Origin of the sequence: Brevibacillus panacihumi W25, assembly GCF_000503775.1 — a bacterium.
GTDB classification, from domain to species: domain Bacteria; phylum Bacillota; class Bacilli; order Brevibacillales; family Brevibacillaceae; genus Brevibacillus; species Brevibacillus panacihumi_A.
The window spans coordinates 883,081-909,308 of the sequence record NZ_KI629782.1 but is presented as its reverse complement, the minus strand read 5'-3'; the positions used below and the strand labels follow the sequence as shown (position 1 = coordinate 909,308).

Below are 26,228 nucleotides of genomic sequence, written 5' to 3'. Positions count from 1 at the left end.
AATTTTCGTATGATGGATGGGAATCGGACGGGAGTGAGAAGAAGATGATTAAAACCTATTTTTACAATCACTCTGAGCAGAAAATGTATCATGACGTCGATCTCACGACCAAAGACCAATGGTTGAAGTCACCGGAAGACTTGCTCTGGATCGACTTGTATGACGTAGGGAACCAGGAGCTTCCCTTCATTGCTCAGATATTCGACTTTCACCCTTTGGCGATCGAGGATTGCCTGCACGTCAGTCCGCGTGCGAAGGTTGACAAGTACGATGACTATTACTTTTTCGTTTTTCACGCCCTGCGGTACAACGAAGAAAGTGATAACGAAATTACGACTGTAGAACTGAACGTTTTTCTCGGGCCCAATTACATCGTCACCATTCACAAATCTCCAATGAACAGCATCGGCAGGATCGCCGCGGTAAGCCACCGCAATAATTCCTATCTAAATCGGGGCCCTGACTATCTCTTGTACGCGATTGTCGACGGGATCACGGATGAATACTTCCCGATCATTGACAGGATCTCTGTGCGGATTGATGAACTGGAAGACGAGATTTATGAGCATCAAATGGAAGAAATCACGGAGGAATTTCTTGCCTTGAAGCGAACGATCATTCTGATCCGCCGCGTCATCATGCCGCAAAAAAGAATTTTCGCCAACGTGAATGGACGCTATTCATTTGATATTTCCGAGGAAAACGTACCGTTCTACACGGACTTGACGGATCACCTAGAGAGGATTTCGGACTCGACCGAGACGTTCCGCGATTTGGTAAATGGTGCGCTCGATACCTACTACACCATTATCAGCGCGAAGACGACGGAAACCATGCGTGTACTCACGATGATTTCCACCATTATCCTCCCATTGACCTTTATTACAGGGCTTTTGGGAATGAATACCTTTAGTTGGCTTGGAGTAGAGGCAGAGCCTTACATGCTCGTCATCGGCGTCGCGATCATGCTGATCATGACGTTATCGATGCTGCACATTTTTCGCAAACGCAAGTGGCTGTAATTGGTGCTTATAGTTTTCACGCCCCCCGCACAAGAATAGAGAGAAAAGAGGTGGGGGGGATTTCTGTGGAAGACATAACCGGTTTATTGGTGCGTACCCTTTTTACCTACTTCTTTATCTTACTTTTGTTGCGGCTCATGGGGAAAAGGGAATTGGGCAAAATGTCGGTTTTTGATGTGGTGATCTCGATCATGTTGGCCGAAATGGCCGTCCTGTCTATCGAGGATACAGAAAAACCACTCATGCATTTCTACCTTCCAATGCTGCTGGTCTGCGGATTGGAAATTGCCATGTCCTTCTTGTCGCTGAAAAGCAAAAAAGTACGAGACGTCGTGGACGGCTCAGCTGACATGATTATAGAAAACGGCCAGATTCGTGAAGAAGCCATGCGGCGGAACCGCTTGAACATGGACGATTTGATGGTTCATTTGCGACAGAAGAACGTAAAAAATATTGCGGATGTGGAGTTCGCTCTTCTCGAGCCGACCGGCCAATTAAGTGTCTTTGTAAAGCATGACCAATCCTTTCTCACCAAGGGCGATTTGGGAATCAACCCACCGCAGCCTGCCAGTCCAGTCACATACAAAGGACTTCCCATCCCGTTGATCCTCGATGGCAAGGTGAGGACAGAGGCCTTGCGCAAGGTCGGGCAGAATGAGCTGTGGCTGAAGCGGGAAATCCGCAAATACGGAATCAAGGACATCAAGGATGTCTCGTTTTGCAGTATCGACGATCAGGGCATCATGTACCTCGATAAAAAAGACACGCCGCAGAAGTAACTCAGCGGCGTGGGAAAAAGAGGGATAGCTGTTCTCCAATCCAGGGGATGCGGCGCACATCCTGTCTGCCCAGCACCCGGAAAGCAAGTAGCAGGAGAAGATAGAGGCAGGAGCTGGCGGGGATACTGACGAGCATAGCGTATGCCTTGGTCGCGTGCGGCAACCACTGATTGGCAATGTACGATCCGGAATAGCCCATGATCAGCATGGCAACGAGTATTTTGGCGAACTCCCAGACGTCGATGGCGAAGCCGATTTTTTTTACCAGGCTGGAAAAGTGCAGCAGTGTAACCAGGGTAATTCCGATGTTGAGGGCGATAACAGTACCGTAGATGCCAAAGCTCGGCTGGGAAGTAAAGGCAAACATGGCTGCAATTTTTACGATTGCGCCGATCAGCGTATTGCGAAAGACGACCTGTGCGTGATCCAATCCTTGCAGGGCTGCGGCAAGCGGTGCCTGAAAAAACAGGAAGACCGAGAAGGGAGCCAATCCCTTCAGGATCAAGCCCACTTCATGAAACTGGTCGCCGTATAGCAATGCGCAGATCGGTTCTGCAAAAATGGTAAGCAATACCGTGCAAGGTGCTCCAATGACGAGTGTAATGCGCATGGCTTGATAAATGCGCCGATGCACCAGTGGGGCATTTTTTTGGTAGGCTGCTTCCGCTACAGCAGGAACGAGCGAGACGGATAAGGAATTGGTTAAAAAGGTTGGAAACAGCAAGAGCGGGACAGCCATGCCAGCAAACTGGCCGTACAGTCCAGTAGCGTCGGAAGTGGCGTACCCAGCGATAACCAGGGCAAATGGAACGAGCATTGGTTCCAGTACATAGGCGATGGAGCCAATCACGCGGCTCATTGTTACAGGCAAAGCTACATGGATCAACTGCCGGATGCTGGCCGTTCCCGTTTTTACTCTTGTGTAGAGTGGTCTTCGCATCAGCTGAACAGTTCTTTTTCGGCTCCCTTTGCGATATTGCCAAAAAATGTAAAATAGTCCGGCAGCTTCGCCAAAAATAATACTTCCCACTGCTCCCGCGGTCGCATACTCAATGCCGTAGGAGAGGAACGTCATCGTCATGACGGCGACTAACGCCATTCGCACCACCTGCTCCAGCAGTTGGGAGACAGCGGTCGGAATCATGTTTTGCTTCCCCTGGAAGTACCCTCGCAGAACCAGGGAGATCGCGGAGATGGGAATCACCGGAATCGCTGCCAGCATGACCACATGGGCACGCGTGTCCGCAAACAGGAGAGCAGCGAGTGAGTCAGACAACAGCAGCAAGAGCATGCATACAATCAGGCTGATACTGCCTGCCACCAAAAGGGAGACGTAGAGAAAGCGGCGAGTCTGCCGGTGATCCTTGGCCGCTTCCGACTCGGCTACCTGTTTTGCGATCGCCACGGGCAAACCAAATGTTGTTACCGTAATGAGAAAGTACAGCAGCGGCACAACCATCTGATAGAGGCCCATTCCTTCCGCGCCGATGATGCGGGAGAGAACGATCCTGTGGGCAAAGCCAAACAATTTCGTCACGCCGCCTGCCAGGATGAGGATAACCGTTCCGTAAAAAAAGGACTGTTTCATGGAAGGCTCCTTTGCATGGATAAATGTACTCCATACAGAATATGGACGTGCCGAGAAAGGCATGACTACTTTGAGGGGGAAATGAAGATGGATCTAGCGAGCAAGCAGGATTGGTTCTCGGAGGTAGAAAGCATCTGTCAAAGCAAAGCAGAAGAGTTTGCTTTGCTTGGCTACGACAATGTCACAGCGCAGGATATCTGGGAATGCGTTACACAAGGATATAAAGAAATTCCTCCGTTGCACCGCATGGTAAACGATATTTTGTCGCTAAAACCGAATAAATACATGAACTACCTCATGATTCAAATGTATCGCAATTCATAATGAAACTTTTTTCCGATCTTTTCGTACACCATCTAGATACGCATGACGGGAGATGGTTACCATGATTCGCCTAGCCTGCAATAATTGACACTTTTTTTCATCGTTCGCTATAATGGGCATATTGGTTTTCGTCTAGGACGGGACCCTTTGAGGAAAGAGGGGTATTACGACAATGGTGAAATGGGGAAGATTCGTCCTGTTCTTGGTTGTTGTGGCTTTGTTGGGCACATTAGTCGCGACGACGACCAGAGATGTAGCAGGAAACATTACGCTCGGTCTTGACCTGCAGGGCGGGTTTGAGATTCTGTACGAGGTAGAGCCGCTGGAGGCTACGCATAAAGTTGACATTGAACTGCTCAAGGCAACTGCGTACATGATTGAGAAACGGATTAATATCGGGGGAGTGGCAGAACCGGTTATCGTGACAGAATTGCCCAACCGCATCCGTGTTCAGATTGCTTCTCAGTCTGCCGATCAGGACAAGCTCAGAGAACTGATTGGCAAGCCCGCTGTACTTACTTTCCGCGATGAGGCGGGAAATATTATCCTGCGAGGTAGTGACCTGGCTCCAAACGGTGCGGCAGTCGGCTATGACGACCTGAGACGCCCGCTGGTAACAGTCAAATTTTCCGATCCGAAAAAATTGGAAGACGTGACACGCGCCAACTTGCACAAACGCATGGCGATCTACCTGGATGAGAACATGCAAACCAATCCGGTGATTCAATCTGTGATCCCCGGGGGCAGTGCGCAAATTACAGGTGATTACACTCAGGAATCTGCCCAGGAATTGGCGGATTTGCTCAACTCCGGTGCGATGCCTGCGAAGCTGATTGAAAAGCAGGTGACTTCTGTAGGGGCATCACTTGGTAAAATTGCCTTGGAGAAAACGATTTATGCCGGTTACGTCGGAGGAGCTTTGATTGTCCTCTTCATGCTGTTTGTCTACCGCATGCCTGGCATGATCGCCAATATAACATTGGCTGGGTTCTGTTTTTTCTGTTTGGTCGTGCTTGATTGGATGGACGCGACTCTTACATTGCCGGGGATCGCTGGCTTTATCTTGGCGGTCGGGATGGCTGTGGATGCGAATATCATTACGTACGAGCGAATTCAGGAAGAAATCCGCTCCGGCAAGACGATTCTTTCGGCTTTCCGCGCGGGTGAGCGCCGTTCTCTCGTGACGATCCTCGACGCGCACATCACGACGCTGATTGCGACAGGGGTGCTGTTCTACTTTGGTACAAGCTCGATCCAAGGCTTTGCCATCGTGCTCGCCATGACACTCATTGTGAGTATTATTACGAACGTGTTCGGGTCTCGTTTCCTGCTCTGGCTGGTAGTACGCTCCAACATGTTTAAAAAGCCGTTCTGGTTCGGAGTAAAGGAGAGTGAGATCGGTGAGCTTTGATAAAGACCACACTGTGATTCGATTTGACATCGTAAAGAATCGCCGGAAGTTCTTCCTGTTCTCCGGAGCGATTATCGTCTTGGGCTTGCTGTTTTCTTTGTTCCAGGGGTTTAACCTGGGCGTTGATTTCCAAGCTGGGACTCGGTTGGATATCTACGTCGGAAAGGAATTCGTCCCTGCCGATGTGGAAGCAATCCTAAAAGAACAGCTGCCGGAAGCAAAGTTTTCCGCTGTGACGCCATATGGTACAAATCAAGCCTACACCCGCTTTGACCAGACGGTGTCATCTGACAAAATGATGGAGATCGAGCAAGCGTTGAAAGCCAAATACGGGGATCAGGTGACCAAACAGGTCGCGACAGTAGACCCAAGCATCGCTCGTGAAATGGTGAAAAAGGCTGCGATTGCGGTATTGATTGCATCTCTCGGGATCATTGTCTACATCGCATTTCGTTTCCAATGGCTGTTTGGTATCGCTACGGTCGTAGGGTTGGCGCATGACGTGATTATCCCAATCGCGCTGTTCTCTGTCCTCGGTCTGGAGGTAGATATTACCTTTATCGCGGCCATTCTGACCATTCTCGGTTACTCCATTAACGACAAGATCGTTATTTTCGACCGGATTCGGGAAAATCTAAAGACCATGAAGTCCAAATCTGTAGAAGAATTGGAGCATCTGGTGAATGTTTCCTTGTGGCAAACCATGCGCCGCTCCGTCTTCACGGTCGCAACCGTATTCTTCACGGCCATGGCAATCGCTATCCTGGGTAGCGAAAGCATCCGCAACTTCTCGCTGGCACTGGTATTCGGTCTGGTGAGCGGGACCTACTCTTCGATCTTCATTGCAGCTCAAGTATGGGTCAACCTGAAAGAGCGCAGCATGCTGAAGAAAAAACGGACAACCACAACGTCCAATTAGGCTGTCAAACGAGCCGCGGGGTCTCCCCGCGGCTTTTCTACTCTTCGAGGGTGAAACTGCTGCTATTGTCAGTCTCCCTCTCCATCCACTATAATGAATAAGGGATTGGAGGAACGCCCATGCTGAAAGCGAAAACACGCTGGCAATTGGCTGCCTGCGATGAGCGTCTGGCCGAAGAGTTGGCAGTGAAAGCCAATCTGACTCCGCTGGTGTCCAAATTGCTGGTGATACGCGGCATCCAAACACCAGAACAGGCGCGCGATTTTCTTCAACCGGGGCCAGAACAATTTCACGACCCATTTTTGCTGGACGGGATGGAGAAAAGCGTTTACCGGATCCGTCAAGCAATTGAGAACAAAGAACCGATCTGTATTTATGGCGATTACGATGCGGATGGCGTCAGTTCCACGTCGTTGATGGTACACTTGCTTCGCCAACAGGGAGCTGTGTTTGACTACTATATTCCCAACCGCTTTACGGAAGGGTACGGGTTACATAAAGAGGCATTGGCCCATCTGCAGGAAAGCGGATTCAAGCTGATTGTCACTGTCGACACAGGAATTAGCGCAGCAGAGCAGGTGGACTACGCCAATCAACTAGGTCTGGATGTCATCGTCACAGACCATCATGAACCTCCGGCTGTGCTACCGGAGGCATTTGCTGTGATTAATCCCAAAAAGCCTGGATGCTCCTACCCGTTTGATATGCTGGCGGGTGTAGGGGTAGCCTTTAAACTTGGGCATGCTTTAACTGGGAAACCCCCGCTTCATCTGGCTGACCTAGCCGCACTTGGGACGATTGCTGATTTGGTCCCCTTGGTGGATGAAAATCGGGTACTGGCAAAACTCGGTCTGCAGCGTCTGAACCAAACGACCAATCCAGGCCTGCAGGCATTGATTCGGGTATGCGGTCTTTCAGAAAATGAGCTGTCTGCCGGGCATGTCGGCTTTGCACTCGGACCTCGCTTGAATGCGAGCGGTCGGCTGGAGACGGCAGAAGCGGCGGTCAAACTGTTGGTTACAGAAGATCCACAGGAAGCCGATGCCTGTGCAGTCGAGCTGGACAATCTCAACCGCGAGCGGCAGGAATTGGTGCAGCAAATGACGGAAGAAGCGGTGGAGATGGTGAAAAATCATTTTCCCCTCGAGCAAAATCAGGTTCTGGTCGTCGCCAAAGAGGGCTGGAATGTGGGAGTGGTCGGCATCGTTGCTTCCCGCCTGGTTGAGCAGTTTTACCGTCCGACGATTGTGCTGGGCATCGACCAGCAGAAAGGTACGGCAAAAGGCTCGGCGAGGAGCATCGCGGGCTTCGACATGTATGAAGCGTTGACCGCCTGCAAGGAATGGCTTCCGCATTACGGTGGCCACACGATGGCAGCCGGGATGACGCTGCCTGTGGAAAATCTTGATTTTTTGCGTCAAAGACTGAATGAGCTGGCGAGAGAATGGCTGACAGCAGATGATTTCATTCCGTTGACCAAGGTGGACGTCTCCCTGGAGCCGGAGGAGATCCATATGGACGCGGTTGAGGAGTTAGCCAAGCTGGCGCCATACGGCATGGGAAACCCCACGCCGCTTGTCATGCTTCAGGAAATGGAAACGACAGGGATGCGCGCAATCGGCAGAGAAGAAAATCATCTGAAATGCACCTTGATGCGTGAGGGCTGCAGTCTGGATGCGATCGGATTCAATTGGGCGCATGTGACACAGCATGTAACGCCAAAAGCAAGATTTCATGTGCTTGGGGAGCTGTCGGTCAATGAGTGGAATGGCAATCGCAAGCCCCAGCTGACCATACGGGACTTGTCCGTGCCGCATCGACAGGTTTTTGATTGGCGGGGGAGCCGCGACAAAATGGAGAAATGGCGGCAGTTAATGCTTGCGGAGGACTCCTTGACCCTCTTGTTTCGCGAGGAGAGTCTGGAGGCTCTGCATGGCCTCTTGACACCGCAGCAACGCCGCTTTGTGCATCTAGTCGAAACCGTCGAGGCAGAACCCGCAGATCATCCTGGCTTTCGCAATCTCGTATTATACGATTTGCCCAGACGACGTGCTGATCTAGAACGAATCGTCCCCATCTGGAATCAGGCAGAGCGCATCTATTGTCTGTTCGGGGATCCTGATCTGGGGATGGAGAGGCTCTTTTGTCCGGGGAGAGAACATTTCAAGCAACTGTATACGTTTTTTATGCAAGTACCTGCGGTCAAGCATGAACATCTGGACGCGCTCGCGCGAAAGCTGAAGTGGAAACGGCATGACTTGGATGGGATGCTGGAAGTCTTTTGCGAATTGTCGTTTCTGGCAAAGGAAGCAGATCAGTATTGTTTCCAGCCTGCTGCAACCAAGCGTCCCCTGGAAAGCTCCATGCTGTACACTGCCTGGAAAGAAGAAGCCCAACTGGCGACCGAGCTGCTGCTCTCCTCGTCAGAAGGCTTGATACAAATGTTTCACCAAATGGTGGAGCCTGAGCCTGTCACTTAGGAGGAATTTTAGATGGATTTTAAACAATATATTCGCGTGATCCCTGACTTCCCGCAACCGGGAATTCGCTTCAAAGACATCACGACACTTTTGAAAGACGGTCCTGCTTATCATGCAGCCATTCAGGAATTGGCAGTCTTCGCCCAGGAAGTAGAGGCTGAGGTAATCGCCGGTCCCGAAGCCCGTGGTTTTGTCGTGGGTGCGCCGCTTTCCTATGAGATGAAGATCGGCTTTGTGCCTATCCGCAAATCCGGCAAGCTGCCCTATGAGTCTATCAAGGCAGATTACAACCTCGAATACGGAAAGGATGCACTGGCGGTCCACGTGGATGCGATTCAGCCCGGGCAACGTGTCCTGATCGCGGATGATTTGTTGGCGACCGGCGGCACCATCGAAACGACGATTCAACTGATCGAGCAATTGGGCGGCAAGGTAGTAGGAGCAGCTTTCCTGATCGAGCTGGGCTACCTCGACGGACGCAGCAAGCTGGGGAATATCCCTGTTAAATCCTTGATCCAATACTAGTTTGTACCAGGAAAACGGGCATTGAGCCCGTTTTTTGCTATTTTGCGGCATTCTTCTTGTCTTTACCGGGGAAAGCACCTTTACAACCCGAACGACTTACAAGATAATAGGATGAAATAGATATTTACCGCATATTCGCGGACACGCAGCTATGACACGACCGTTCTTCACCGTACTTGACGCTTCCTCTAAAGGAGTATCGGCTTCTTCGAGAAGGCTTCTATTCAAGCTTTTTTATGAGAGGATAAGGGAAGGAACTATGATTACGGGTATTGATGAGGTAGTAAAAAAAGCGAGCACATATCTATCACCTGCGGACTTGGACATGATTTCGCGTGCATATGAGCTGGCAAACAAGGCACACGAGGGTCAGATTCGAAAATCTGGCGTTCCCTATATTATGCATCCGATCGCGGTTGCGGGGATTCTCGCCAACCTGCATATGGATGCGGTAACGATCGCGGCGGGCTTTCTGCACGATGTGGTAGAAGACACGCCGGTGACACTGGATGATTTGCGGGAGCAGTTTGGACCGGATGTAGCTCTCCTTGTCGACGGTGTGACCAAGCTGGAAAAAATCAAGTACAAATCGAAGGAAGAGCAGCTTGCTGAGAACCACCGCAAGATGCTGATCGCGATGGCACAGGATATTCGGGTGATCATGATCAAGCTCGCCGACCGTCTCCACAATATGCGCACCCTGCGCCATATGTCAGAGGAGAAGCAGCGGGAAATCTCCGATGAGACGCTGGAGATTTTTGCCCCGCTGGCGCATCGCCTGGGGATCGCGTCAGTGAAATGGGAGCTCGAGGATACTGCTCTTCGCTACCTGAATCCGCAGCAGTACTACCGCATCGTCAACCTGATGCAGAAAAAGCGGGTAGAACGTGAAGCCTATCTGAACGAGGCCTCCGCCACCATCCGGGAAAAACTCGGGGAACTGAACATCGAAGCCGAGATTTCCGGACGTCCCAAACATATTTACAGCATTTATAAAAAGATGACGAAGCAGAACAAACAGTTCAATGAAATCTATGACCTGCTTGCTCTGCGTGTGATCGTAAACGACATTCGCGACTGCTATGCCGTGCTGGGCATTGTCCACACACTGTGGAAGCCGATGCCTGGACGATTCAAGGATTACATCGCGATGCCCAAGACGAACATGTATCAGTCCTTGCACACCACTGTGATCGGTCCGAAAGGTGAGCCTCTTGAAGTGCAGATCCGCACATGGGAGATGCACCAGACGGCCGAGATCGGGATCGCGGCTCACTGGGCCTACAAGGAAGGCAAGAATGTGGTTCAGGGCTCGTTCGCGGAAAAATTGGGCAATCTGCGGGAAATGATCGAAGGCGGTTCAGAGGAAGCACCGAGCGCCCAGGAATTCATGGAGAGCCTGAAGCAGGATCTTTTCTCCGACACCGTTTTTGTCTTTACGCCAAAGGGCGATGTTGTGGAGCTCCCAAAAGGCTCTGTCCCGCTTGATTTCTCGTATCGGATTCACTCTGCTGTCGGAAACCGGACGATCGGGGCCAAGGTCAATGGCAAAATCGTTCCGCTGGATTATGCGATGAAGACCGGGGACATCGTCGAGATTCTCACTTCGAAGCATTCGTACGGACCGAGCCAGGACTGGCTGAAGATGGCGAAGTCGGCCCATGCTCGAAATAAAATTAAACAATGGTTTAAAAAAGAGAAGCGGGAAGAGAATGTAGCCAAAGGCCAGCAGATGGTCGAAGGCGAGATCAAGTCCCGCGGCTTTGACGTCAAAGAAGCGATGTCGGAAGCCAACCTGAAGGAAGCGGCTGCCCGGTTCAACTTTCAAGGGGCGGAGGACATGTTCGCGGCGGTGGGGTATGGCGGAATCACGGCTTCGCAGATCGTCACCAGACTGGTAGACAAGATGCGCCGGGAACGCGAGGAGCAAAATCCGGTCATCCCCGAGCACAAGCCGACACCATCCCCGTCTGTTACGAGAAGCGAGTCAGGGGTCAAGGTGCGCGGGGTAGACAATCTGCTGGTTCGCATCTCCCGCTGCTGTACGCCGGTTCCGGGCGATCAGATCATCGGTTTCATTACCAGAGGACGCGGCGTGTCGGTACACCGTCTGGACTGTCCCAACATCGCGACAGAGGACTGTTCGGAGCGTCTGATCGATGTGGAATGGGACACCGAATTCAAGCACAATTTCCATGTGGATATTGAGATCACCGGGAATGACCGCAGCGGCCTGCTGAACGATGTCCTTCAGGTCGTGGCTGAGACGAAGACCAACATCTCGGCCGTCAGCGGCAAGGCAGACAAAAACCGCGTGGCGACCATCCACATGACGATCTCGATCAGCAACGTCGATCACCTGCATAAAGTGGTGGAACGAATCAAGCGCATCAAGGATATTTATTCGGTACGCCGAATTTTAAGCACCTGATCCCTGGATGGATTAGGTGTTCTTCTTTGGCCTTCAGCGAGGGGATGAAGAAGAATAGGATGAAGAGGAGGAAGCTGCGTGCGAGTAGTCGTACAAAGAACCAGGGAAGCCAGCGTGACAGTAGCAGGAGAGGTCGTGGGGCAAATCGAACACGGCCTGCTATTGTTGGTAGGAATTACGCATGAGGATAGCGAAAAAGATGTGGAATTCGTTGCGGACAAGGTAGCGCACCTGCGCATCTTTGAAGATGAAGCGGGGAAAATGAATCATTCGGTGCTCGACACAGGAGGTCAGATCCTGTCTGTCTCGCAGTTTACCCTGTACGGAGACTGCAGGAAAGGAAGACGTCCCAATTTTATGAGCGCAGCCCGTCCGGAGCAGGCGGAGCCTTTGTATGAGTTGTTCAACAACAAGTTGCGGGAAAAAGGCTTACACGTGGAGACAGGCCGTTTTGGCGCGATGATGGATGTGCGGCTGCTCAATGATGGACCTGTGACCTTGATCGTAGAATCCTAGCTTTCGAAAAGGAAGGGGAGTGAACCATGGGGCAAGAAGCGCTTGTAATTGGAGGAACGGGCATGCTGGCCGATACCGTTCTGTGGCTTGTCGGACAGGGGTATCGGGTCACGGTGCTGGCCCGTGACCGCAAAAGGTTTGAGCAATTGCGGCAGGACCTGCCTGATCCACAGGCAGTGCATTTTATCCAGCTTGATTACCACCAGACGGCGGTGCTGAAGCAAGCAATGGAGGAATGGGTTGCCGAGACGGACTCAGTCGATCTGGTCGTATCCTGGATACATTCGAGTGCCCCGCTGGCACTGGAGACGATTCTAGATGCTCTCTCTGTTCAGCGCAAGCCATGGCGATTGTTTCAGGTTTGCGGAAGCCGCGCTTGGAAAAATCCCCCGCAAGAGATTGCGAGGGAGCACGTGCTTTTTCGACGCGTCATCCTCGGATTCATCCTGGAGGAACAGTCGGCGAGATGGCTGTTCAATCACGAAATCTCACAAGGCGTCATCGATGCGATTCGCTCGGATCAGCCGCTATCTATTGTAGGCACGGTAGAACCTTGGGAGAAACGCCCCATATGAAAAGCCCTCCGGCGACAGCTTGGACGAAAAATTGTCTAGCTGCCGAGCCGGAGGGCTTCTTTTGTCTAATTCACTGTTGTTTAGCCGCCTTGATTGCTCAGAGTGGCAAAGTATTGAATAATCCCTTTGTACAAGCCTTCCGCAGCCAACTCCTGCTGCTGCTCAGAGCGCGCGCGGATCTCGTCATTGTAGTTGGAGAGGAAGCTGATCTCTGCCAGAATCGATGGGGTTGGATTCTCCCGCAAGACGAAGTAATTGCCGAAGCGTGCATTCATATCCTTGTAGTTGGTCGCTTTGACGATTTCATTTTGCACGAGGGAGGCCAGTTTGCTGGAATTGCCGTCGCTGTAGTAGAAGACGATCGTTCCGTTCGTCGCCGTGTTCGGATGCGTATTGTGATGGATGCTGACGAAGATGTCCGCCTTGTTTTGAATGGCGATGTCTACCCGCTGCTGCAGGGTTAATTTGCGGTCATCAGCTCGTGTCATGACCACCTTGGCTCCTGCTGATTCCAGCTTTTTGCGCAGGATGAGGGCGACTTGGAGGTTGACGGTCTTCTCTAGTGTCGCAAAGCTTGAGCCGGTTGCCCCATTGTCATTTCCGCCATGTCCCGGATCCACCACGATCACCTTGTTGACCAGTTCATTGCTTTTCAGGACGGCCGGAACCCCGACAGCCGATACAAGCCAGCCTGCTACGTAACCGCTGGAGCCGTCCCCGAAGCGAATGTGGAACCAGTCTCCCTCAGTATTGACGATTTCATATTTCTCGCCTGTTTGAACCCGTTTCACGATCTCGTGCTGTGTACCAGGACCTTTGCGGATGTTGGTATCGGGATTGATGATCGTCACGTGCGGTCCGGCAGGTGTCGGATACTCGGGTATCGATACGGTGATAAGCCAGCCGGCGACCCATCCGGTTTTGCCTTCAGGGGTAGTGACCCGGTACCAGTCTCCTTGTTTTTGGACGATCGTCAGCTTCGTGCCGGTGGCCAAAGTGGCCAGGATCGCGCTGGACGTATTGCCTTCACTGCGCAAATTGAGTCCGTCCGTGTTGACTGTCGCAGTTTGTACAGCCGGGGTTTGCGGCGTGTTGGGCGCCTGGACGTTCGGCTGGCTGCCAGTTGTTCCCGTATCAGGGACAGGCTGCTGCGATGGCGCGTCCTCCTCTGTTTTGATCCAGGCGTTGACTCCTTGATAAGGAAATTGGACCCAGCCATTTTGCTTCGCCACGACCGTAATCGTGGAGCCCGCGTGCAATTGACCGATCGCTGGCGTAGAAGAGTCCGGAAATGCGTAGATATAGGGAGCGGAGTCCAGCGTCAGGCTGGCGCCTTGGACTGTGTCCTGTTTGGGAACCTGTACCTGGACGGGCGGGAGCTGCGTCACTGGAGCTGTCGTTCCGGTATTGCCGCTCACACTGGTTCCGCCGCTACCAGAAGTCCCTTGTTCCTTGACCAGCCATGCCGCGACCCACCCCTTTTTTGAGCCGGGCAATTGTATTTCGATCCAGTCTCCGCTCTTTTGCAGTACTGCATAGCGGGTTCCCGGATTGATGGTTTGAACGATCTGATGATTGGTTCCTGGGCCGGAGCGAACATTCAGGTTCTCCGTGCTGCTCTCTATTGTGGCTGTGGCAGAAGCCGCTGTAGATGCGGGAGGATTACTGCCTGCCGATGAAGAGGCGACGAATTGGCCGGATACCCATCCGCTCTTGCCGTCGGGGAGCTGCACTTGCACCCAGTCATTTTGTTGGGATAGGACTGGCAAAACAGTTTGGTTCGGGAGGGTCGTAATAATCGTGTCCTGGAGACTGGGACCAGAACGGACGTTCAGCTTGTCCACAGTGACCTGAACAGAACCGGCGGCCCAAGCTGATGAGACAGGGATGGAGATGGCACAGACGATAGTCAGGAGCATCTTCAGGAATTTTTGACGAACAAACACGATAGACATCCTTTCCGAAAGATTTGCATACCTCTCGCAATCATTTCTTGCATGAATTTGGCAAAGCTTTGGGGTAAAGGTATTCCATTCTCCTTCCATCCTGGTTTTTCCTGCAACATCCGACAAACTTCTCGGGGAAAATGGCGTATGACGGTGCGAAACAACCGGCAATACTAGCAGATAGACCCTCAATGGCAGGCAGGAGGAAAACATGAGACAGTCGAGTAAAGAAACCTTTGCCCAAGAATTGAACCGGAAACTGTTTTCCGTCGATTTTCACGATTTTTTGGAAAAAGAGTCGCGTTTAAACGATATTGAAATGTCCAGGGAATTCCATATCAGTGTCCGAGATGTCCGGGCATTGCGCAGAGGGGCCAAGCCGTAATGGCTCCTTTCTCACGGGTTCGCCGCATGTAAGGTTGACCGGACTTTTCGGGTCGGCTAAGATGAAGGGTGGCAAATGAAAAAGCAGGTGAACCCAATGATTGAAATTACATGTGAAGGGCACGCTTTCGAGCGGGAAGTCTCTTTGATTCTCGCCTTGTTCTACGAAGATCCCGCGCTTGCCTTCGTCCCCAGCTGGACAAATGAGCCCGGACTAAAACTGAAATTGACCTTATCCCAGCGAGCAGACGGAGTCGAAGCAGCCTGCCAGCTTTTTGACGGGCAGAGACGTCTGGCGCACCAGGTTCAGCGCATCTATGCCAGCCGTGACGAAAAAGCGATGCGCCGAACGGCCAAACAGGCGATCAACTACGCTTTGCTGCTGGTCTTGGAGGAATACACCGGGATAGAGCAGGGATGGGGCATCCTGACAGGAATTCGTCCCACTAAATTGCTTCATCAACTCCTTTCATCTGGAATTTCCCGGGAAGCAGCCCATCAAAAACTGCAGCAGGAAGTCGTGTTGCGCCCTTACAAGCTGAAGCTTTTGCAGGAAATCGTGGATCGCCAGTTGCAAGTGGTCCCGGACTTTTATCAAATAGACCGCGAACTGTCGATTTATATTGGCATCCCCTTTTGTCCGACGAAGTGTGCCTACTGTACGTTTCCTGCATATGCCATTCGTTCGCATACCGCATCCGTCAATCCGTTTCTGGAAGGGCTGCACTACGAGATGGAGCGCATCGGAGAGTGGCTGACGGCACGCGACCAGAAAATCACCTCGATCTACTTCGGGGGCGGGACTCCGACGAGCATTACAGCGGAGGATATGGACCAGTTGTTCGAGACCATGCACCGCCGTTTTCCGCATATGGATCAGGTTCGGGAACTGACTGTGGAGGCGGGCAGACCTGACACGATCACCCCGGAAAAGCTGCAAGTGATGAAGCGCTGGGAAGTGGATCGGATCAGCATCAATCCGCAGTCGTTTACCCAGGAGACCTTGCGTGCCATCGGTCGCCATCATACCGTGGAGGAAACGATCGAAAAGTATCACTTGGCGATGGAAATGGGGCTGACCAATATCAACATGGACCTGATCATCGGTTTGCCGAATGAGGGGATTGCCGAGCTGGCCCATAGCCTGGAAGAAGTCGAGAAGCTGATGCCGGCCTCTCTGACGGTGCACACCTTGTCCTTTAAACGCGCATCGGAAATGACGCAGAACAAGGATCGGTACCGGGTAGCCAGTCGGGACGAGATCAGCCGGATGATGGAGCTTGCCTCAGAGTGGACGCAAGCCAATGGTTATTCGCCATATTACTTGTACCGCCAAAAAAACATTCTGGGCAATTTGGAGAATGTGGGTTATTCCAAGCCAGATCAGGAAAGCATTTATAACATCATGATCATGGAAGAAGTGCAGACCATACTCGGGCTTGGCTGCGGCGCGGTCTCCAAGCTGATGGCTCCGGGAAGCGGCAAGCTGACCCGCTGGCCCAACCCCAAGGATCCGAAAACGTACAATGACACCTACAAGACCCTGGTCGAGAATAAACTTCGTGATCTGGACGAAATCTACTCGGAAAAATCCGTTACCCAAGCCTGACATCCTGATCAAAAAATGTTTTTCAAAACGCCTGTTGACGACGGATTCCGAGTTTGCTATGATTCACATTAAGCTTTTTTCAACCGAATGGAACAGATCTGATGACGGGAAAAAGTAATCAGGAACCGCTGGAGCAGAGAGCAAGCATCGAGGCTGAGAGTGCTTGCCGAAGACGACCTGACGAAGGACATCTCCGAAGACCGCAGTGAACAGATGAGCGAATGGCTCGCCTTAGTAACTGGCAGGCGCATAGCCCGCGTTATGGGCTTACAAGTGGAAGGGTCCCGAATGTTCATAATGAGGGATCTTCAAACAGGGTGGCACCACGGAGGATAAACAAGTCTTTCGTCCCTGACATGCGGCGTATGCACCATGTCAGGCGGCGAGAGGCTTTTTTTACTTTTTTGCCAAAAATGGAGGTTCTATTTCATGAAAAAAATTCAGATTCCACGCGGCACGCAGGACATTTTGCCGGGTACGGTGGAGCTGTGGCACTACGTGGAGAGCAAAGCCCGCGATCTCTGCCGCCGCTACAACTACCAGGAAATTCGTACACCGCTCTTCGAGAACACCGAGTTGTTCATTCGCGGCGTGGGCGAGACGACAGACGTCGTGGAGAAGGAGATGTACAGCGTCGCCAATCCGCGCAGTACCGATGCTCTGACTCTCCGTCCAGAGGGGACTGCAGGGGTGGTCCGTTCTTACGTGGAGAACAAGCTGTACGGTTCACCCAATCAGCCGACCAAGCAGTACTATCTAGGGCCGATGTTCCGCCACGAGCGTCCGCAGGCTGGCCGCTATCGCCAGTTTGTACAGTTCGGAATAGAGGCGATTGGCAGCAGTGACCCGGCCATTGACGCGGAAGTCATCAGTGTCGCCATTCGCTTGTACCAAGAGCTGGGACTTACCGGGCTATCGGTAGAGCTGAATAGCGTAGGGACGCTGGAGGACCGGGCACGTCATCGCGAGCACCTGCTCGCTCACCTGAACGCGGTGCGCTCGGAGCTTTGTGAGGATTGCCAATCCCGCATCGACCGCAATCCGCTGCGCGTGCTCGACTGTAAAAACGAAAAATGCCGCTCGCTGACCAAAGACGCCCCATCCATCCTGGATTATCTGAGTGAAGAGTCTACAGCTCACTTTGAAGCTGTTAAAGGCTATCTCGAAGCGCTGGGAATCTCGTACTATGTCAATCCACGCCTGGTGCGCGGACTTGACTATTACACCCTGACGGCATTCGAAATCAAGATGGCGGAGATCGGCGCTGTCGAAACGCTTTGCGGCGGCGGCCGCTACAACGGGCTGGTGGCTGATCTGGGCGGAGACGACATGCCGGGAATCGGCTTTGCTCTCAGCATTGAGCGCTTGCTGCTGGCCTTGGAGAAGCAAGGGATTCAGCTTCCGACCCCCGGCGGAATTGACTGCTTCGTCGTCGTTCAGACACCGGAAGCCAAAACCAAAGCCTTCGTGCTGGTCGACCAGCTTCGCCAGGCTGGTATTTCCGCCGAACAGGATTACCTCGACCGCAAGATGAAGGCGCAGTTGAAACAAGCCGATCGTTTGGAAGCGCGTTTCACCGCTATCATCGGCGAATCGGAACTTGCGAACGGCACCGTCGTCGTCAAGGAAATGGCGACAGGCGAACAGCAAGAAGTGAAACAGGAAGACCTCGTCAATTATTTGACAGAGAAAAAATAAAGAAACCTTAGTGGAGGGACTCATCATGGCATGGCAATATCGTTCCGTGCATTGCGGAGAAGTGACAAAAGAACACGTAGGGCAAGAAATCGTTTTGAACGGCTGGGTACAGACTCGCCGCGACCTCGGCGGCGTCATCTTTATTGACTTCCGCGATCGCACCGGGATCGTGCAAATCGTTTTTAACCCCGAGTACAACAAGCCGGCTTGGGAAATCGCTGACAAAGTAAGAAGCGAATATGTGCTGGTGGTCAAAGGGGAAGTGGTCAACCGCGCTCCCGAAGCCATCAATCCGAAATTGCAAACCGGAGAAGTCGAAGTTCATATTTCTGAAATTCAAATCTTGAATGACGCAAAAACACCACCGTTCCCGATCGAAGACGACATCAACGTCGACGAACAGGTGCGCCTGAAATACCGCTACCTCGACCTGCGCCGTCCGGAAATGCAGCGTTCCCTGGTCCTGCGCAGTAAAGCAGCCAAAGCCTTCCGCGATTACCTCGACGAGAATGGCTTCGTGGAAGTAGAGACACCGATGCTGCAGAAAAGCACGCCAGAAGGAGCGCGCGACTACCTAGTTCCTTCCCGTGTCCATCCAGGGGAGTTCTACGCATTGCCGCAATCTCCTCAGCTGTTCAAACAGCTGTTGATGGTATCCGGTCTGGAGCGTTACTATCAGATCGCCCGCTGCTTCCGTGACGAAGACCTGCGTGCGGACCGCCAGCCAGAGTTTACCCAGGTGGACATCGAGACCTCCTTCCTCCCGATGGAAGAGATTTTGCCGATGATGGAAAAAATGGTTGCCCATGTCTTCAAGCAAACTATCGGCGTCGATGTGCCAACACCGTTCCCGCGCCTCACTTATGCAGAAGCGATGGGACGTTACGGCTCCGACAAACCAGACATTCGTTTCGGCATGGAGCTGACAGATGTATCGGACGTCGTAGCCAACAGCGATTTCAAAGTGTTTGCCAGCGTCGTAGCGAGCGGCGGACAGGTAAAAGCGATCAACGCAAAAGGCTGCGGCCACTATTCCCGCAAGGAAGCAGACGATCTGGCGAAATTCGCTTCCCGTTACGGAGCGAAAGGCTTGGCTTGGATCGGTCTGAAAGACGGAGAGTTGAAAGGTCCAATCGTCAAGTTCTTCAAAGAAGAAGAAATGAATGAAATGAAAAAACGTTTGAACGCCGAAGAAGGAGACTTGCTCCTGTTCGTGGCAGACAAACCAAAGGTAGTCGCAGATGCCCTCGGCGCCCTGCGTACCAAGCTGGCAGCCGAGCTGGGACTTATCGACCACAGCAAATTTGCATTCCTGTGGGTCGTGGACTTCCCGCTGGTCGAATGGGACGAGGAAGCGAAACGGTACGTAGCGCTGCACCATCCATTCACTCGTCCAAAAGACGAGGACCTGCATCTGTTCGACACCGATCCGGGACAAATCCGTGCGCAAGCGTACGATATGGTCCTCAACGGCTACGAGCTGGGCGGCGGTTCGATGCGGATCTTCAAACGCGACGTACAGGAGAAGATGTTCAAGGCACTTGGCTTTACACCTGAAGAAGCGCGTGAGCAATTCGGCTTCCTCCTGGATGCCTTTGAATACGGTACACCTCCCCACGGTGGAATCGCGCTTGGCTTGGATCGCCTGATCATGCTTTTGGCTGGACGCAACAATCTGCGTGAAGTAATCGCCTTCCCAAAAACAGCCAGTGCGAGCGATCTGATGGTAAACGCCCCGGATGTGGTAGCTCCAAATCAGCTGAAAGAACTGCACATCGACACGATTGTCGAACAGGAAGAGAAGGTAAAAGCTTAGCGGCAAGCGACTTGCACAGATGCATGACACTTTGATACATTGGTTATAGTAGAAGATAAGCCCTACGATGTCCGTGACATCTGATCGTTTTGAGCCACAATGTTTGATTCGGGAGTCGAAAGTCCCAACTGGAAAGGCACGCCTCCGCAAGAGTGGAAGTCTCTTTCAGTTGGGCAGACGCCCACCTGCGATGAGCAGGTTCAAAACGTAGGAAATCACGACATAATGGGGCTGCTTTATTCCCTGGAATCCTACTTTTCCGATGGACAATTACTCTGCTTTGAAAGGTGAAAAATACGTATGCTTCATCAATTTTCCCGTTGTGAATTGGCCTTCGGTCCTGAAGGTTTGGAAAAAATGAAAAACAGCCGCGTCGCTGTCCTGGGGATTGGCGGGGTAGGCTCCTTTACCGTAGAAGCTTTGGCGCGAACCGGCGTAGGCAAACTGGTGCTGGTGGACAAGGATGTCGTCGATATTACGAATTGCAACCGCCAGATTCACGCGACGTTGCATACGATCGGACAGAAAAAAGCGGAGTTGATGAAAGAGCGCGTGGCGACCATCAATCCCGAATGCGAGGTCATCACGCTGAATATGTTCTACAGCGAAGAGACCGCCGAACAATTCTTTGCCCATGAAGTGGATTATATTGTGGACGCGATGGATATCATGTCTGCCAAGCTTCACATCATTCAGGAGGCAAAGCGGCGCAATATCCCGATTATCTCCAGCATGGGTGCAGCGAATAAAATGGATCCGACTCGATTCGAGGTCGCGGACATTTCGCAGACGAGCTATGATCCAATCGCCAAGGTCATTCGACGCGAGCTGCGCAAAAAGGGCATTTATAAAGGGGTAAAGGTAGTGTACTCCCGCGAGATTCCCGTTGAGATCCGTACAGATGTACGGGAGCAGATCGTCACCAACCCGGATTCTCCGATCAGCAAGGTTCGGCAGCCTCCAGCGAGCAATGCGTTCGTCCCGTCTGTGGCAGGTTTGATCCTGGCCAGCGTGGTCGTACGTGATCTGCTTGAGTGGCAGCCGGTGAAAGGGTAAGAAGATGGACGATCTCTTCTCTTTTGCCTACGAACAACAGGGAGGCAGCGGCAAACAAAAGCCGCTTGCCGCTCGCATGCGACCTCAGACGATTCAGGATGTAATCGGCCAATCGCATATCATCGCTCCTGGAAAGCTGTTGCGCCGGGCGATTGAGGCAGACCAGGTATCGTCCTTGATCTTCTATGGTCCGCCAGGTACGGGAAAAACGACTTTGGCAAAAGTGATCGCTCGTTCGACGCGTTCGTATTTTTCAGAACTGAATGCAGTGACTGCCGGTGTAGGCGACATTCGCAAAGTTGTGGAAGAGGCGAAGGAAAGATTAGTAATGGGCGGTCAGCGCACGACCTTGTTTGTAGACGAGATTCATCGCTTCAACAAATCCCAGCAGGATGCTTTGCTGCCTTTTGTAGAAGAAGGAACGATCATTTTGATCGGCGCCACGACAGAAAATCCGTTTTTCGAGGTAAATGCAGCTCTGCTGTCCAGGTCCCAGATTTTCTCTCTGCAACCGCTCAATCATGAAGAACTGAAACAAGTCATCGACCGTGCTTTGCGGGATGTGGAGAACGGGCTGGGAGAACTGGACGTGCAGCTCACACCGGAAGCGCAAGAACATTTGATTCAGTATGCCGAGGGAGATGCGCGCCGCTTGCTGAATGCTTTGGAACTGGCGGTCACCACGACACCCCAGGGAGCAGACGGGAGCATCACCGTCACCTTGGATGTGGCGGTGGAATCCATCCAGCGCAGGGCTGTCAGGTATGATAAGAGCGGAGATAATCACTATGATACGATCTCCGCGTTTATCAAATCCATTCGCGGCTCTGACCCCGATGCGGCCTTATACTGGCTGGCGAGAATGATCGACGCCGGGGAGGATCCTCGCTTTATCGCTCGCAGGCTGGTCATCTCGGCATCCGAGGATATTGGCAATGCCGATCCGCAAGCGATTACGGTAGCCATCTCCTGTTTTCAGGCCGTAGAATTGGTCGGAATGCCGGAGGGGCGAATCGCATTGGGACAGGCTACTACTTATTTGGCAACCGCGCCAAAAAGCAACGCGGCGTACAACGGGATCAACCAGGCATTGGCCCATATTCAAAAAGAAGGGCATAAGCCCGTCCCGATCCATCTGCGTGACTCAGCCTACAAAGGCGCGTCGAAGCTGGGGCACGGCAAAGGTTATCTGTATCCGCACAACTACCCGTTCGGATACGTGCAGCAGCAGTACCTGCCAGATGGCCTGGATATTGTGTTCTACGAGCCAAAGGAATTTGGCTACGAGCGCCATATCCGAAAGTTCCAGGAGGAAAGGCAGAAGCTGGCGAATCCGAAGAAGTCCTCTTGGGAATAAGGACGAGGGGGAAAAGAACCCCCTCGACAAAGAGGGAGTAACTCGCTTACGTACGGACGTTTCCTCCAGGTTTGTTGGGCAAGTCGCCGTTTTCGTTGGGCTGCTTGCTTTGTTCGCTTGCACCATATCGCGCTTTGTGTGCAACTGTCCCGGCCGGGTTTTCGTACAACGTTCCGGACGGATGGTTGCGGCCTCGTTCCGAACGTTTATTTGTGGTCATTTTGCACTCACCCCCTGTAGGTAGTGTATCCCGGACCGATGAACTCATGTAGGAAGCAGGAAAGAAGGGAAATGTAAATATAGAGGAGAGTTGTGACTGTGAAAATATCGACGAAGGGACGTTATGGGCTGACGATTATGATGGAACTGGCCAATCGCTGTGGAGAAGGGCCAACCTCATTGCGCAGCATCGCACAACGCCATGACTTATCTGAGCATTACCTGGAGCAGTTAATCGCACCGCTGCGCAATGCAGGTCTGGTGAAGAGCATTCGCGGGGCTTACGGCGGATATGTCCTGGCCAAGCAACCCGATGAGATCTCCGCAGGCGATGTCATTCGCGTGTTGGAAGGTCCCATCAGCCCTGTGGAATTCGCGGAGGAGGAAGATGCAGCGAAGCGCTATCTGTGGCTGCGCATTCGCGACAGCATCTCTTCGGTGCTGGATTCTACATCGCTGCAGGATTTGATTACCTTCCAGGATGACGGGCGCACGGACAACTACATGTTTTATATCTAATGATGGAAGCAGAAGGTGACTTTTGTGTCGGAAATGATCTATTTTGACCATGCCGCCACCACCCCGGTACATCCGCGTGTCGTAGAGGCCATGACACCCTACCTCACCGAGGTGTACGGAAATCCTTCCAGTGTGCACGGTTTTGGGCGCAAGGCTCGCCAGGCATTGGAAAAGGCCAGAGACGAGATTGCAGGCTCCTTGCATGTCGATCCGCAGTCTTTGATTTTTACAAGCGGCGGAACCGAGGCGGATAATCTGGCAGTGATCGGTGGTGCGTTGGCTCAACAGGGCAGGGGACGTCACGTCATTACGACGCAGGTCGAGCATCACGCTGTTTTGCACGCCTGTGAATACCTGGAGCAGATCGGGTACGAGGTGACGTATCTTCCGGTGGATGAGACGGGCACTGTGCGCATGAGCGACCTGGAAAGGGCTGTACGAGAAGATACAGCGCTAGTCTCGGTCATGTATGGCAACAACGAGGTAGGAACGCTGCAACCGATTGAACAGATTGGACGTTTTTTGCGTGAGCGCCACATCATCTTTCATACAGACGCCGTACAGGCATATGGGGTGCTGCCGCTTGATCCAGAACATCTTTTTATCGATATGCTTTCGGTCTCGGCACATAAAATCAACGGCCCCAAAGGAGTCGGTGCTCTGTACGTAGGCAAGCACGTTCCCATTTCTCCTTTGTTGCATGGCGGGTCACAGGAGAGGAAACGTCGTGCAGGGACGGAGAATCTGGCGGGGATCGTCGGCTTCGCGGAAGCTGTCCGGATTGCGGAAGCAGAACGGGAAGAGCGGGTAGCCAAGTATAAGCAGATCAAGGCTGCTATGCTTGCACGCTTTCAGGAGGCCGGAATTGCGTATCACGTAAATGGACACCCTGAACACACGCTGCCGCATATCCTGAATGTCAGCTTTCCGGGAATCGAGACGGAAACCATGTTGATGAATCTGGATCTGCTACAGGTAGCAGCCGCCAGTGGTTCGGCTTGTACATCGGGATCTTTGGAATTATCGCATGTCTTACAAGCGATGAATCTTGGTGAGGAGCGAGCAGAATCCGCGATTCGCTTCAGCTTCGGGATCACCAACACCGTAGAAGAAGCAGAGCTTGCAGCAAAAAAGATCGTACAGATCGCAACGCGTTTGCAAAAATAATAAACGAAGACCAGTCTGGCGAATGGATGCCGATGACTGGTCTTGTTTTTTTACGTTTATCATCCTCGGATTGTGGGAAACGATAACTAAATGGTAAAATATTTCTGCTATAATCAAAATTCTTCCTCATCTGCAAGAGAAAAGGAGTGTTTCCTCATGATAGCAAGAAAGGCTTCTGTGAGATTCAAGCTGCTCGCGACCATGCTGATCATAACGATTGTTCCGCTCATGATCGCAGGCTATCTCCAGTTTGAGAATGCCAAGAGAGCTGTCTATCAGTTTACGATTTCTGATTTGCAATACATAACCGAGTTGAAAATGCGGGAGTTGGCGCCTTACACGCAGGATACGAATATTTTTGACGGAAATAGACAGAAAATAAAAGATATTTTGAATGAGATATCAGAAAAATACTATCAGCCAAATGGGATGAGCGGCTTTGCTTATATCTTGGATCAACAGGGGGTGCTGATGTTTTATCCCGATGAGAGCATGGAGAACACCTCCTTGTGGGAAGAGAGCTTCACACAGGAAATGATCGCGAACAAAAACGGCTGGATGGAGTACAGTTTCAAGGGAGACGACAAGCTCGCCGTCTACAGTGAACTTCCCAACGGATGGATCCTGGTGACAGCGAGCTTCCAGCGGGATTTGTTAAACCCGATAGAAACAAGCAGGATCACCATGTTTGTCATCAGCCTGATCAGTGCGATTGCGGCATTGGCTATCGGCAGTTTTGTCGTTTACAAGCTGCTTTCGCCTCTGAAACAATTGGTTTCGGCAATGAAGGCGGCTGAAGCGGGAGACTTGACTCCGCGGGTTGAGATTCATACCAAGGACGAGTTCGGCCAGCTTTCACAGAATTACAATGAAATGATGAACGGCTTCTGCCGGATGTTGCGTGATGTGCAGGAGGTATCGCAGCAGGTGGAAATCTCGTCTGTCGAATTGAAGGCAAGCGCGTCCGAAAGCGCACGTGCGTCCGAACAAATTTCCCACTCTTCTGCGGAAATCGCGACGTCTTCTGATCAGCAAAAGGAAACCGTCCATTTGACAGGCGACTTCATCCAGCGGATCGGGAAGGATATACAGGAAATTGCCCAATCGACGAGCCATGTAAACGAAGAGGCTTCCCATGCCTACGCGCTTGCGGGCCAAGGGGGAGAGAAGCTGAGTGTTCTCGCCCAAGAGATGGATCAAATTACAGAGCATGTCCGGCGTACGGAGCAAGTCGTGCGGGAGTTGGGGATGCAATCCGAAAAGATTATCGGAATCATCGCCATCATCCAGCAAATATCGGAGCAGACCAATCTGCTGGCTTTGAACGCAGCCATCGAAGCGGCACGAGCCGGAGAGCAGGGACGCAGCTTCGCAGTTGTCGCCCAGGAGGTTCGAAAATTGGCTGAGCAATCCGGTCATGCAGCTGAAGAGATCGCATCCTTGATCCACAACGTCAACGGAGAAATCCAGGAGGCTGTCGGAGCGATGAGCAAAACGATGGGCGCCGTTCAGGATGGACGCGGTGGGGTTGCATCTGCAGGAGAAAGCTTCCGTCTGATCCTGCAGGCAGTTCAAGATGTCAGTCAGCAGGTTGATCGCATGAACGGGGCTGCGCAAATCATTCAACAGGATACGGAGAAGCTGCTCGTCCACTCTGGCACGATTCAAGAGCTGGCAGAAATGACAGCGCGCAATACACAAGAAGTAGCTGCGGCATCCGAAGAACAGACAGCCTCGACCGAGGAAATGGCAGCAGCAGCCGAGACTCTCGCACAGTTGGCCCAGCGGTTGTCAGAACAGGCAAAACGATTTACAATCAAATAGAAGCGATGGTGAAATCCACTTTGTTATAAAGTGGATTTTTTCCATCTTCAAGGGCAAATCATC

The 26,228-nt window shown here is 52.2% G+C and carries 22 protein-coding genes and 1 other RNA gene; 20 read left to right on the top strand and 3 right to left on the bottom strand.

The genetic code is table 11. From position 1 onward, the window contains the following. Positions 1-44 precede the first annotated feature (44 nt). Positions 45-1,022: a magnesium/cobalt transporter CorA gene (gene corA, locus T458_RS33810; protein WP_023554944.1), complete on the top strand. Its 978-nt coding sequence runs from the start codon at positions 45-47 to the stop codon at positions 1,020-1,022. A 65-nt stretch (positions 1,023-1,087) separates the two neighbouring features. Next, positions 1,088-1,801 carry a DUF421 domain-containing protein gene (locus tag T458_RS33805; protein ID WP_023554943.1) on the top strand — a complete coding sequence of 238 codons (714 nt, stop codon included), beginning with the start codon at positions 1,088-1,090 and terminating at the stop codon, positions 1,799-1,801. Position 1,802: 1 nt separating this feature from the next. Here the strand turns inward: T458_RS33805 and spoVB are convergent, their stop codons facing one another. Next, entirely contained in the window at positions 1,803-3,389 is a 1,587-nt protein-coding gene (spoVB, locus tag T458_RS33800; RefSeq protein WP_023554942.1) for a stage V sporulation protein B, read from the bottom strand. Positions 3,390-3,476: 87 nt separating this feature from the next. On the opposite strand from spoVB, the gene T458_RS33795 reads away from it, so the two are divergent. The 8 genes from T458_RS33795 (at position 3,477) to T458_RS33765 (ending at position 12,570) form a co-directional block, all read left to right on the top strand. Beyond that, entirely contained in the window at positions 3,477-3,713 is a 237-nt protein-coding gene (locus T458_RS33795) for a post-transcriptional regulator (protein ID WP_023554941.1), read from the top strand. 172 nt (positions 3,714-3,885) lie between these two features. Next, the gene (gene secD / locus T458_RS55960; protein ID WP_023554940.1) at positions 3,886-5,124 is read left to right on the top strand and encodes a protein translocase subunit SecD; all 1,239 of its coding nucleotides are present in this window, start codon (positions 3,886-3,888) and stop codon (positions 5,122-5,124) included. Beyond that, positions 5,114-6,043, top strand: coding sequence for a protein translocase subunit SecF (secF, locus tag T458_RS55955; protein ID WP_023554939.1), 930 nt, complete (start codon positions 5,114-5,116; stop codon positions 6,041-6,043). The genes secD and secF overlap by 11 nt, the downstream gene beginning before the upstream one ends. 119 nt (positions 6,044-6,162) lie before the next feature. Next, positions 6,163-8,523: a single-stranded-DNA-specific exonuclease RecJ gene (recJ, locus tag T458_RS33785; protein ID WP_023554938.1), complete on the top strand. Its 2,361-nt coding sequence runs from the start codon at positions 6,163-6,165 to the stop codon at positions 8,521-8,523. A 12-nt stretch (positions 8,524-8,535) separates the two neighbouring features. Continuing rightward, positions 8,536-9,048 (top strand): adenine phosphoribosyltransferase, encoded by a 513-nt coding sequence (locus T458_RS33780; RefSeq protein ID WP_023554937.1) that lies wholly within the window; start codon positions 8,536-8,538, stop codon positions 9,046-9,048. A 259-nt stretch (positions 9,049-9,307) separates the two neighbouring features. Further along, entirely contained in the window at positions 9,308-11,479 is a 2,172-nt protein-coding gene (locus T458_RS33775; RefSeq protein WP_023554936.1) for a RelA/SpoT family protein, read from the top strand. A gap of 78 nt (positions 11,480-11,557) precedes the next feature. Then, positions 11,558-11,995 (top strand): D-aminoacyl-tRNA deacylase, encoded by a 438-nt coding sequence (gene dtd / locus T458_RS33770; protein ID WP_023554935.1) that lies wholly within the window; start codon positions 11,558-11,560, stop codon positions 11,993-11,995. 26 nt (positions 11,996-12,021) lie between these two features. Beyond that, a complete protein-coding gene (locus tag T458_RS33765) occupies positions 12,022-12,570 on the top strand; it encodes an SDR family NAD(P)-dependent oxidoreductase (RefSeq protein ID WP_023554934.1) in 549 nt (182 codons plus the stop codon). Positions 12,571-12,650: 80 nt separating this feature from the next. Here T458_RS33765 and T458_RS33760 read toward each other — a convergent pair whose 3' ends face one another. Then, on the bottom strand, positions 12,651-14,525 hold the full coding sequence (locus T458_RS33760; RefSeq protein ID WP_051410048.1) for an N-acetylmuramoyl-L-alanine amidase family protein: 1,875 nt from the start codon (positions 14,523-14,525) through the stop codon (positions 12,651-12,653). A 202-nt stretch (positions 14,526-14,727) separates the two neighbouring features. On the opposite strand from T458_RS33760, the gene T458_RS57105 reads away from it, so the two are divergent. The 7 genes from T458_RS57105 (at position 14,728) to T458_RS33735 (ending at position 22,436) form a co-directional block, all read left to right on the top strand. After that, positions 14,728-14,901, top strand: a complete 174-nt coding sequence (locus tag T458_RS57105) for a hypothetical protein (RefSeq protein WP_023554932.1) — start codon at positions 14,728-14,730, stop codon at positions 14,899-14,901. 96 nt (positions 14,902-14,997) lie between these two features. Beyond that, positions 14,998-16,509, top strand: a complete 1,512-nt coding sequence (locus T458_RS33755; RefSeq protein WP_031305401.1) for a coproporphyrinogen III oxidase — start codon at positions 14,998-15,000, stop codon at positions 16,507-16,509. A gap of 429 nt (positions 16,510-16,938) precedes the next feature. Next, positions 16,939-18,207 (top strand): histidine--tRNA ligase, encoded by a 1,269-nt coding sequence (hisS, locus tag T458_RS33750; RefSeq protein ID WP_023554929.1) that lies wholly within the window; start codon positions 16,939-16,941, stop codon positions 18,205-18,207. Positions 18,208-18,232: 25 nt separating this feature from the next. Continuing rightward, positions 18,233-20,023, top strand: coding sequence for an aspartate--tRNA ligase (aspS, locus tag T458_RS33745; protein ID WP_023554928.1), 1,791 nt, complete (start codon positions 18,233-18,235; stop codon positions 20,021-20,023). A gap of 56 nt (positions 20,024-20,079) precedes the next feature. Beyond that, positions 20,080-20,259, top strand: a non-coding RNA gene (gene ssrS, locus T458_RS56330) — 6S RNA. 64 nt (positions 20,260-20,323) lie between these two features. Then, positions 20,324-21,079 (top strand): tRNA threonylcarbamoyladenosine dehydratase, encoded by a 756-nt coding sequence (locus T458_RS33740; RefSeq protein WP_023554927.1) that lies wholly within the window; start codon positions 20,324-20,326, stop codon positions 21,077-21,079. A 4-nt stretch (positions 21,080-21,083) separates the two neighbouring features. Further along, positions 21,084-22,436, top strand: a complete 1,353-nt coding sequence (locus T458_RS33735; RefSeq protein ID WP_023554926.1) for an AAA family ATPase — start codon at positions 21,084-21,086, stop codon at positions 22,434-22,436. A gap of 46 nt (positions 22,437-22,482) precedes the next feature. On the opposite strand, the gene T458_RS57100 is transcribed toward T458_RS33735, so the two are convergent. After that, positions 22,483-22,656 (bottom strand): hypothetical protein, encoded by a 174-nt coding sequence (locus T458_RS57100; RefSeq protein ID WP_023554925.1) that lies wholly within the window; start codon positions 22,654-22,656, stop codon positions 22,483-22,485. Between the two features lie 98 nt (positions 22,657-22,754). On the opposite strand from T458_RS57100, the gene cymR reads away from it, so the two are divergent. From cymR to T458_RS33720, 3 genes are all read left to right on the top strand, one after another. After that, a complete protein-coding gene (gene cymR / locus T458_RS33730; protein WP_023554924.1) occupies positions 22,755-23,174 on the top strand; it encodes a cysteine metabolism transcriptional regulator CymR in 420 nt (139 codons plus the stop codon). A gap of 24 nt (positions 23,175-23,198) precedes the next feature. After that, on the top strand, positions 23,199-24,341 hold the full coding sequence (locus tag T458_RS33725; RefSeq protein ID WP_023554923.1) for a cysteine desulfurase family protein: 1,143 nt from the start codon (positions 23,199-23,201) through the stop codon (positions 24,339-24,341). 156 nt (positions 24,342-24,497) lie between these two features. Then, positions 24,498-26,165, top strand: a complete 1,668-nt coding sequence (locus T458_RS33720) for a methyl-accepting chemotaxis protein (protein ID WP_023554922.1) — start codon at positions 24,498-24,500, stop codon at positions 26,163-26,165. Positions 26,166-26,228 lie beyond the last annotated feature (63 nt).

Excerpts from the sequence above, each read along its gene's own strand:
- T458_RS33795 (WP_023554941.1), top strand. The coding sequence starts at position 3,477 with ATGGATCTAGCGAGCAAGCAGGATTGGTTCTCGGAGGTAGAAAGCATC.
- T458_RS33780 (WP_023554937.1), top strand. The coding sequence starts at position 8,536 with ATGGATTTTAAACAATATATTCGCGTGATCCCTGACTTCCCGCAACCG.
- T458_RS33775 (WP_023554936.1), top strand. The coding sequence starts at position 9,308 with ATGATTACGGGTATTGATGAGGTAGTAAAAAAAGCGAGCACATATCTA.
- corA (WP_023554944.1), top strand. The coding sequence starts at position 45 with ATGATTAAAACCTATTTTTACAATCACTCTGAGCAGAAAATGTATCAT.
- aspS (WP_023554928.1), top strand. The coding sequence starts at position 18,233 with ATGGCATGGCAATATCGTTCCGTGCATTGCGGAGAAGTGACAAAAGAA.
- T458_RS57105 (WP_023554932.1), top strand. The coding sequence starts at position 14,728 with ATGAGACAGTCGAGTAAAGAAACCTTTGCCCAAGAATTGAACCGGAAA.
- T458_RS33735 (WP_023554926.1), top strand. The coding sequence starts at position 21,084 with ATGGACGATCTCTTCTCTTTTGCCTACGAACAACAGGGAGGCAGCGGC.
- recJ (WP_023554938.1), top strand. The coding sequence starts at position 6,163 with ATGCTGAAAGCGAAAACACGCTGGCAATTGGCTGCCTGCGATGAGCGT.
- T458_RS33720 (WP_023554922.1), top strand. The coding sequence starts at position 24,498 with ATGATAGCAAGAAAGGCTTCTGTGAGATTCAAGCTGCTCGCGACCATG.
- secD (WP_023554940.1), top strand. The coding sequence starts at position 3,886 with ATGGTGAAATGGGGAAGATTCGTCCTGTTCTTGGTTGTTGTGGCTTTG.
- T458_RS33755 (WP_031305401.1), top strand. The coding sequence starts at position 14,998 with ATGATTGAAATTACATGTGAAGGGCACGCTTTCGAGCGGGAAGTCTCT.
- T458_RS33765 (WP_023554934.1), top strand. The coding sequence starts at position 12,022 with ATGGGGCAAGAAGCGCTTGTAATTGGAGGAACGGGCATGCTGGCCGAT.
- T458_RS33740 (WP_023554927.1), top strand. The coding sequence starts at position 20,324 with ATGCTTCATCAATTTTCCCGTTGTGAATTGGCCTTCGGTCCTGAAGGT.
- hisS (WP_023554929.1), top strand. The coding sequence starts at position 16,939 with ATGAAAAAAATTCAGATTCCACGCGGCACGCAGGACATTTTGCCGGGT.
- T458_RS33760 (WP_051410048.1), bottom strand. The coding sequence starts at position 14,525 with ATGTCTATCGTGTTTGTTCGTCAAAAATTCCTGAAGATGCTCCTGACT.
- T458_RS57100 (WP_023554925.1), bottom strand. The coding sequence starts at position 22,656 with ATGACCACAAATAAACGTTCGGAACGAGGCCGCAACCATCCGTCCGGA.
- spoVB (WP_023554942.1), bottom strand. The coding sequence starts at position 3,389 with ATGAAACAGTCCTTTTTTTACGGAACGGTTATCCTCATCCTGGCAGGC.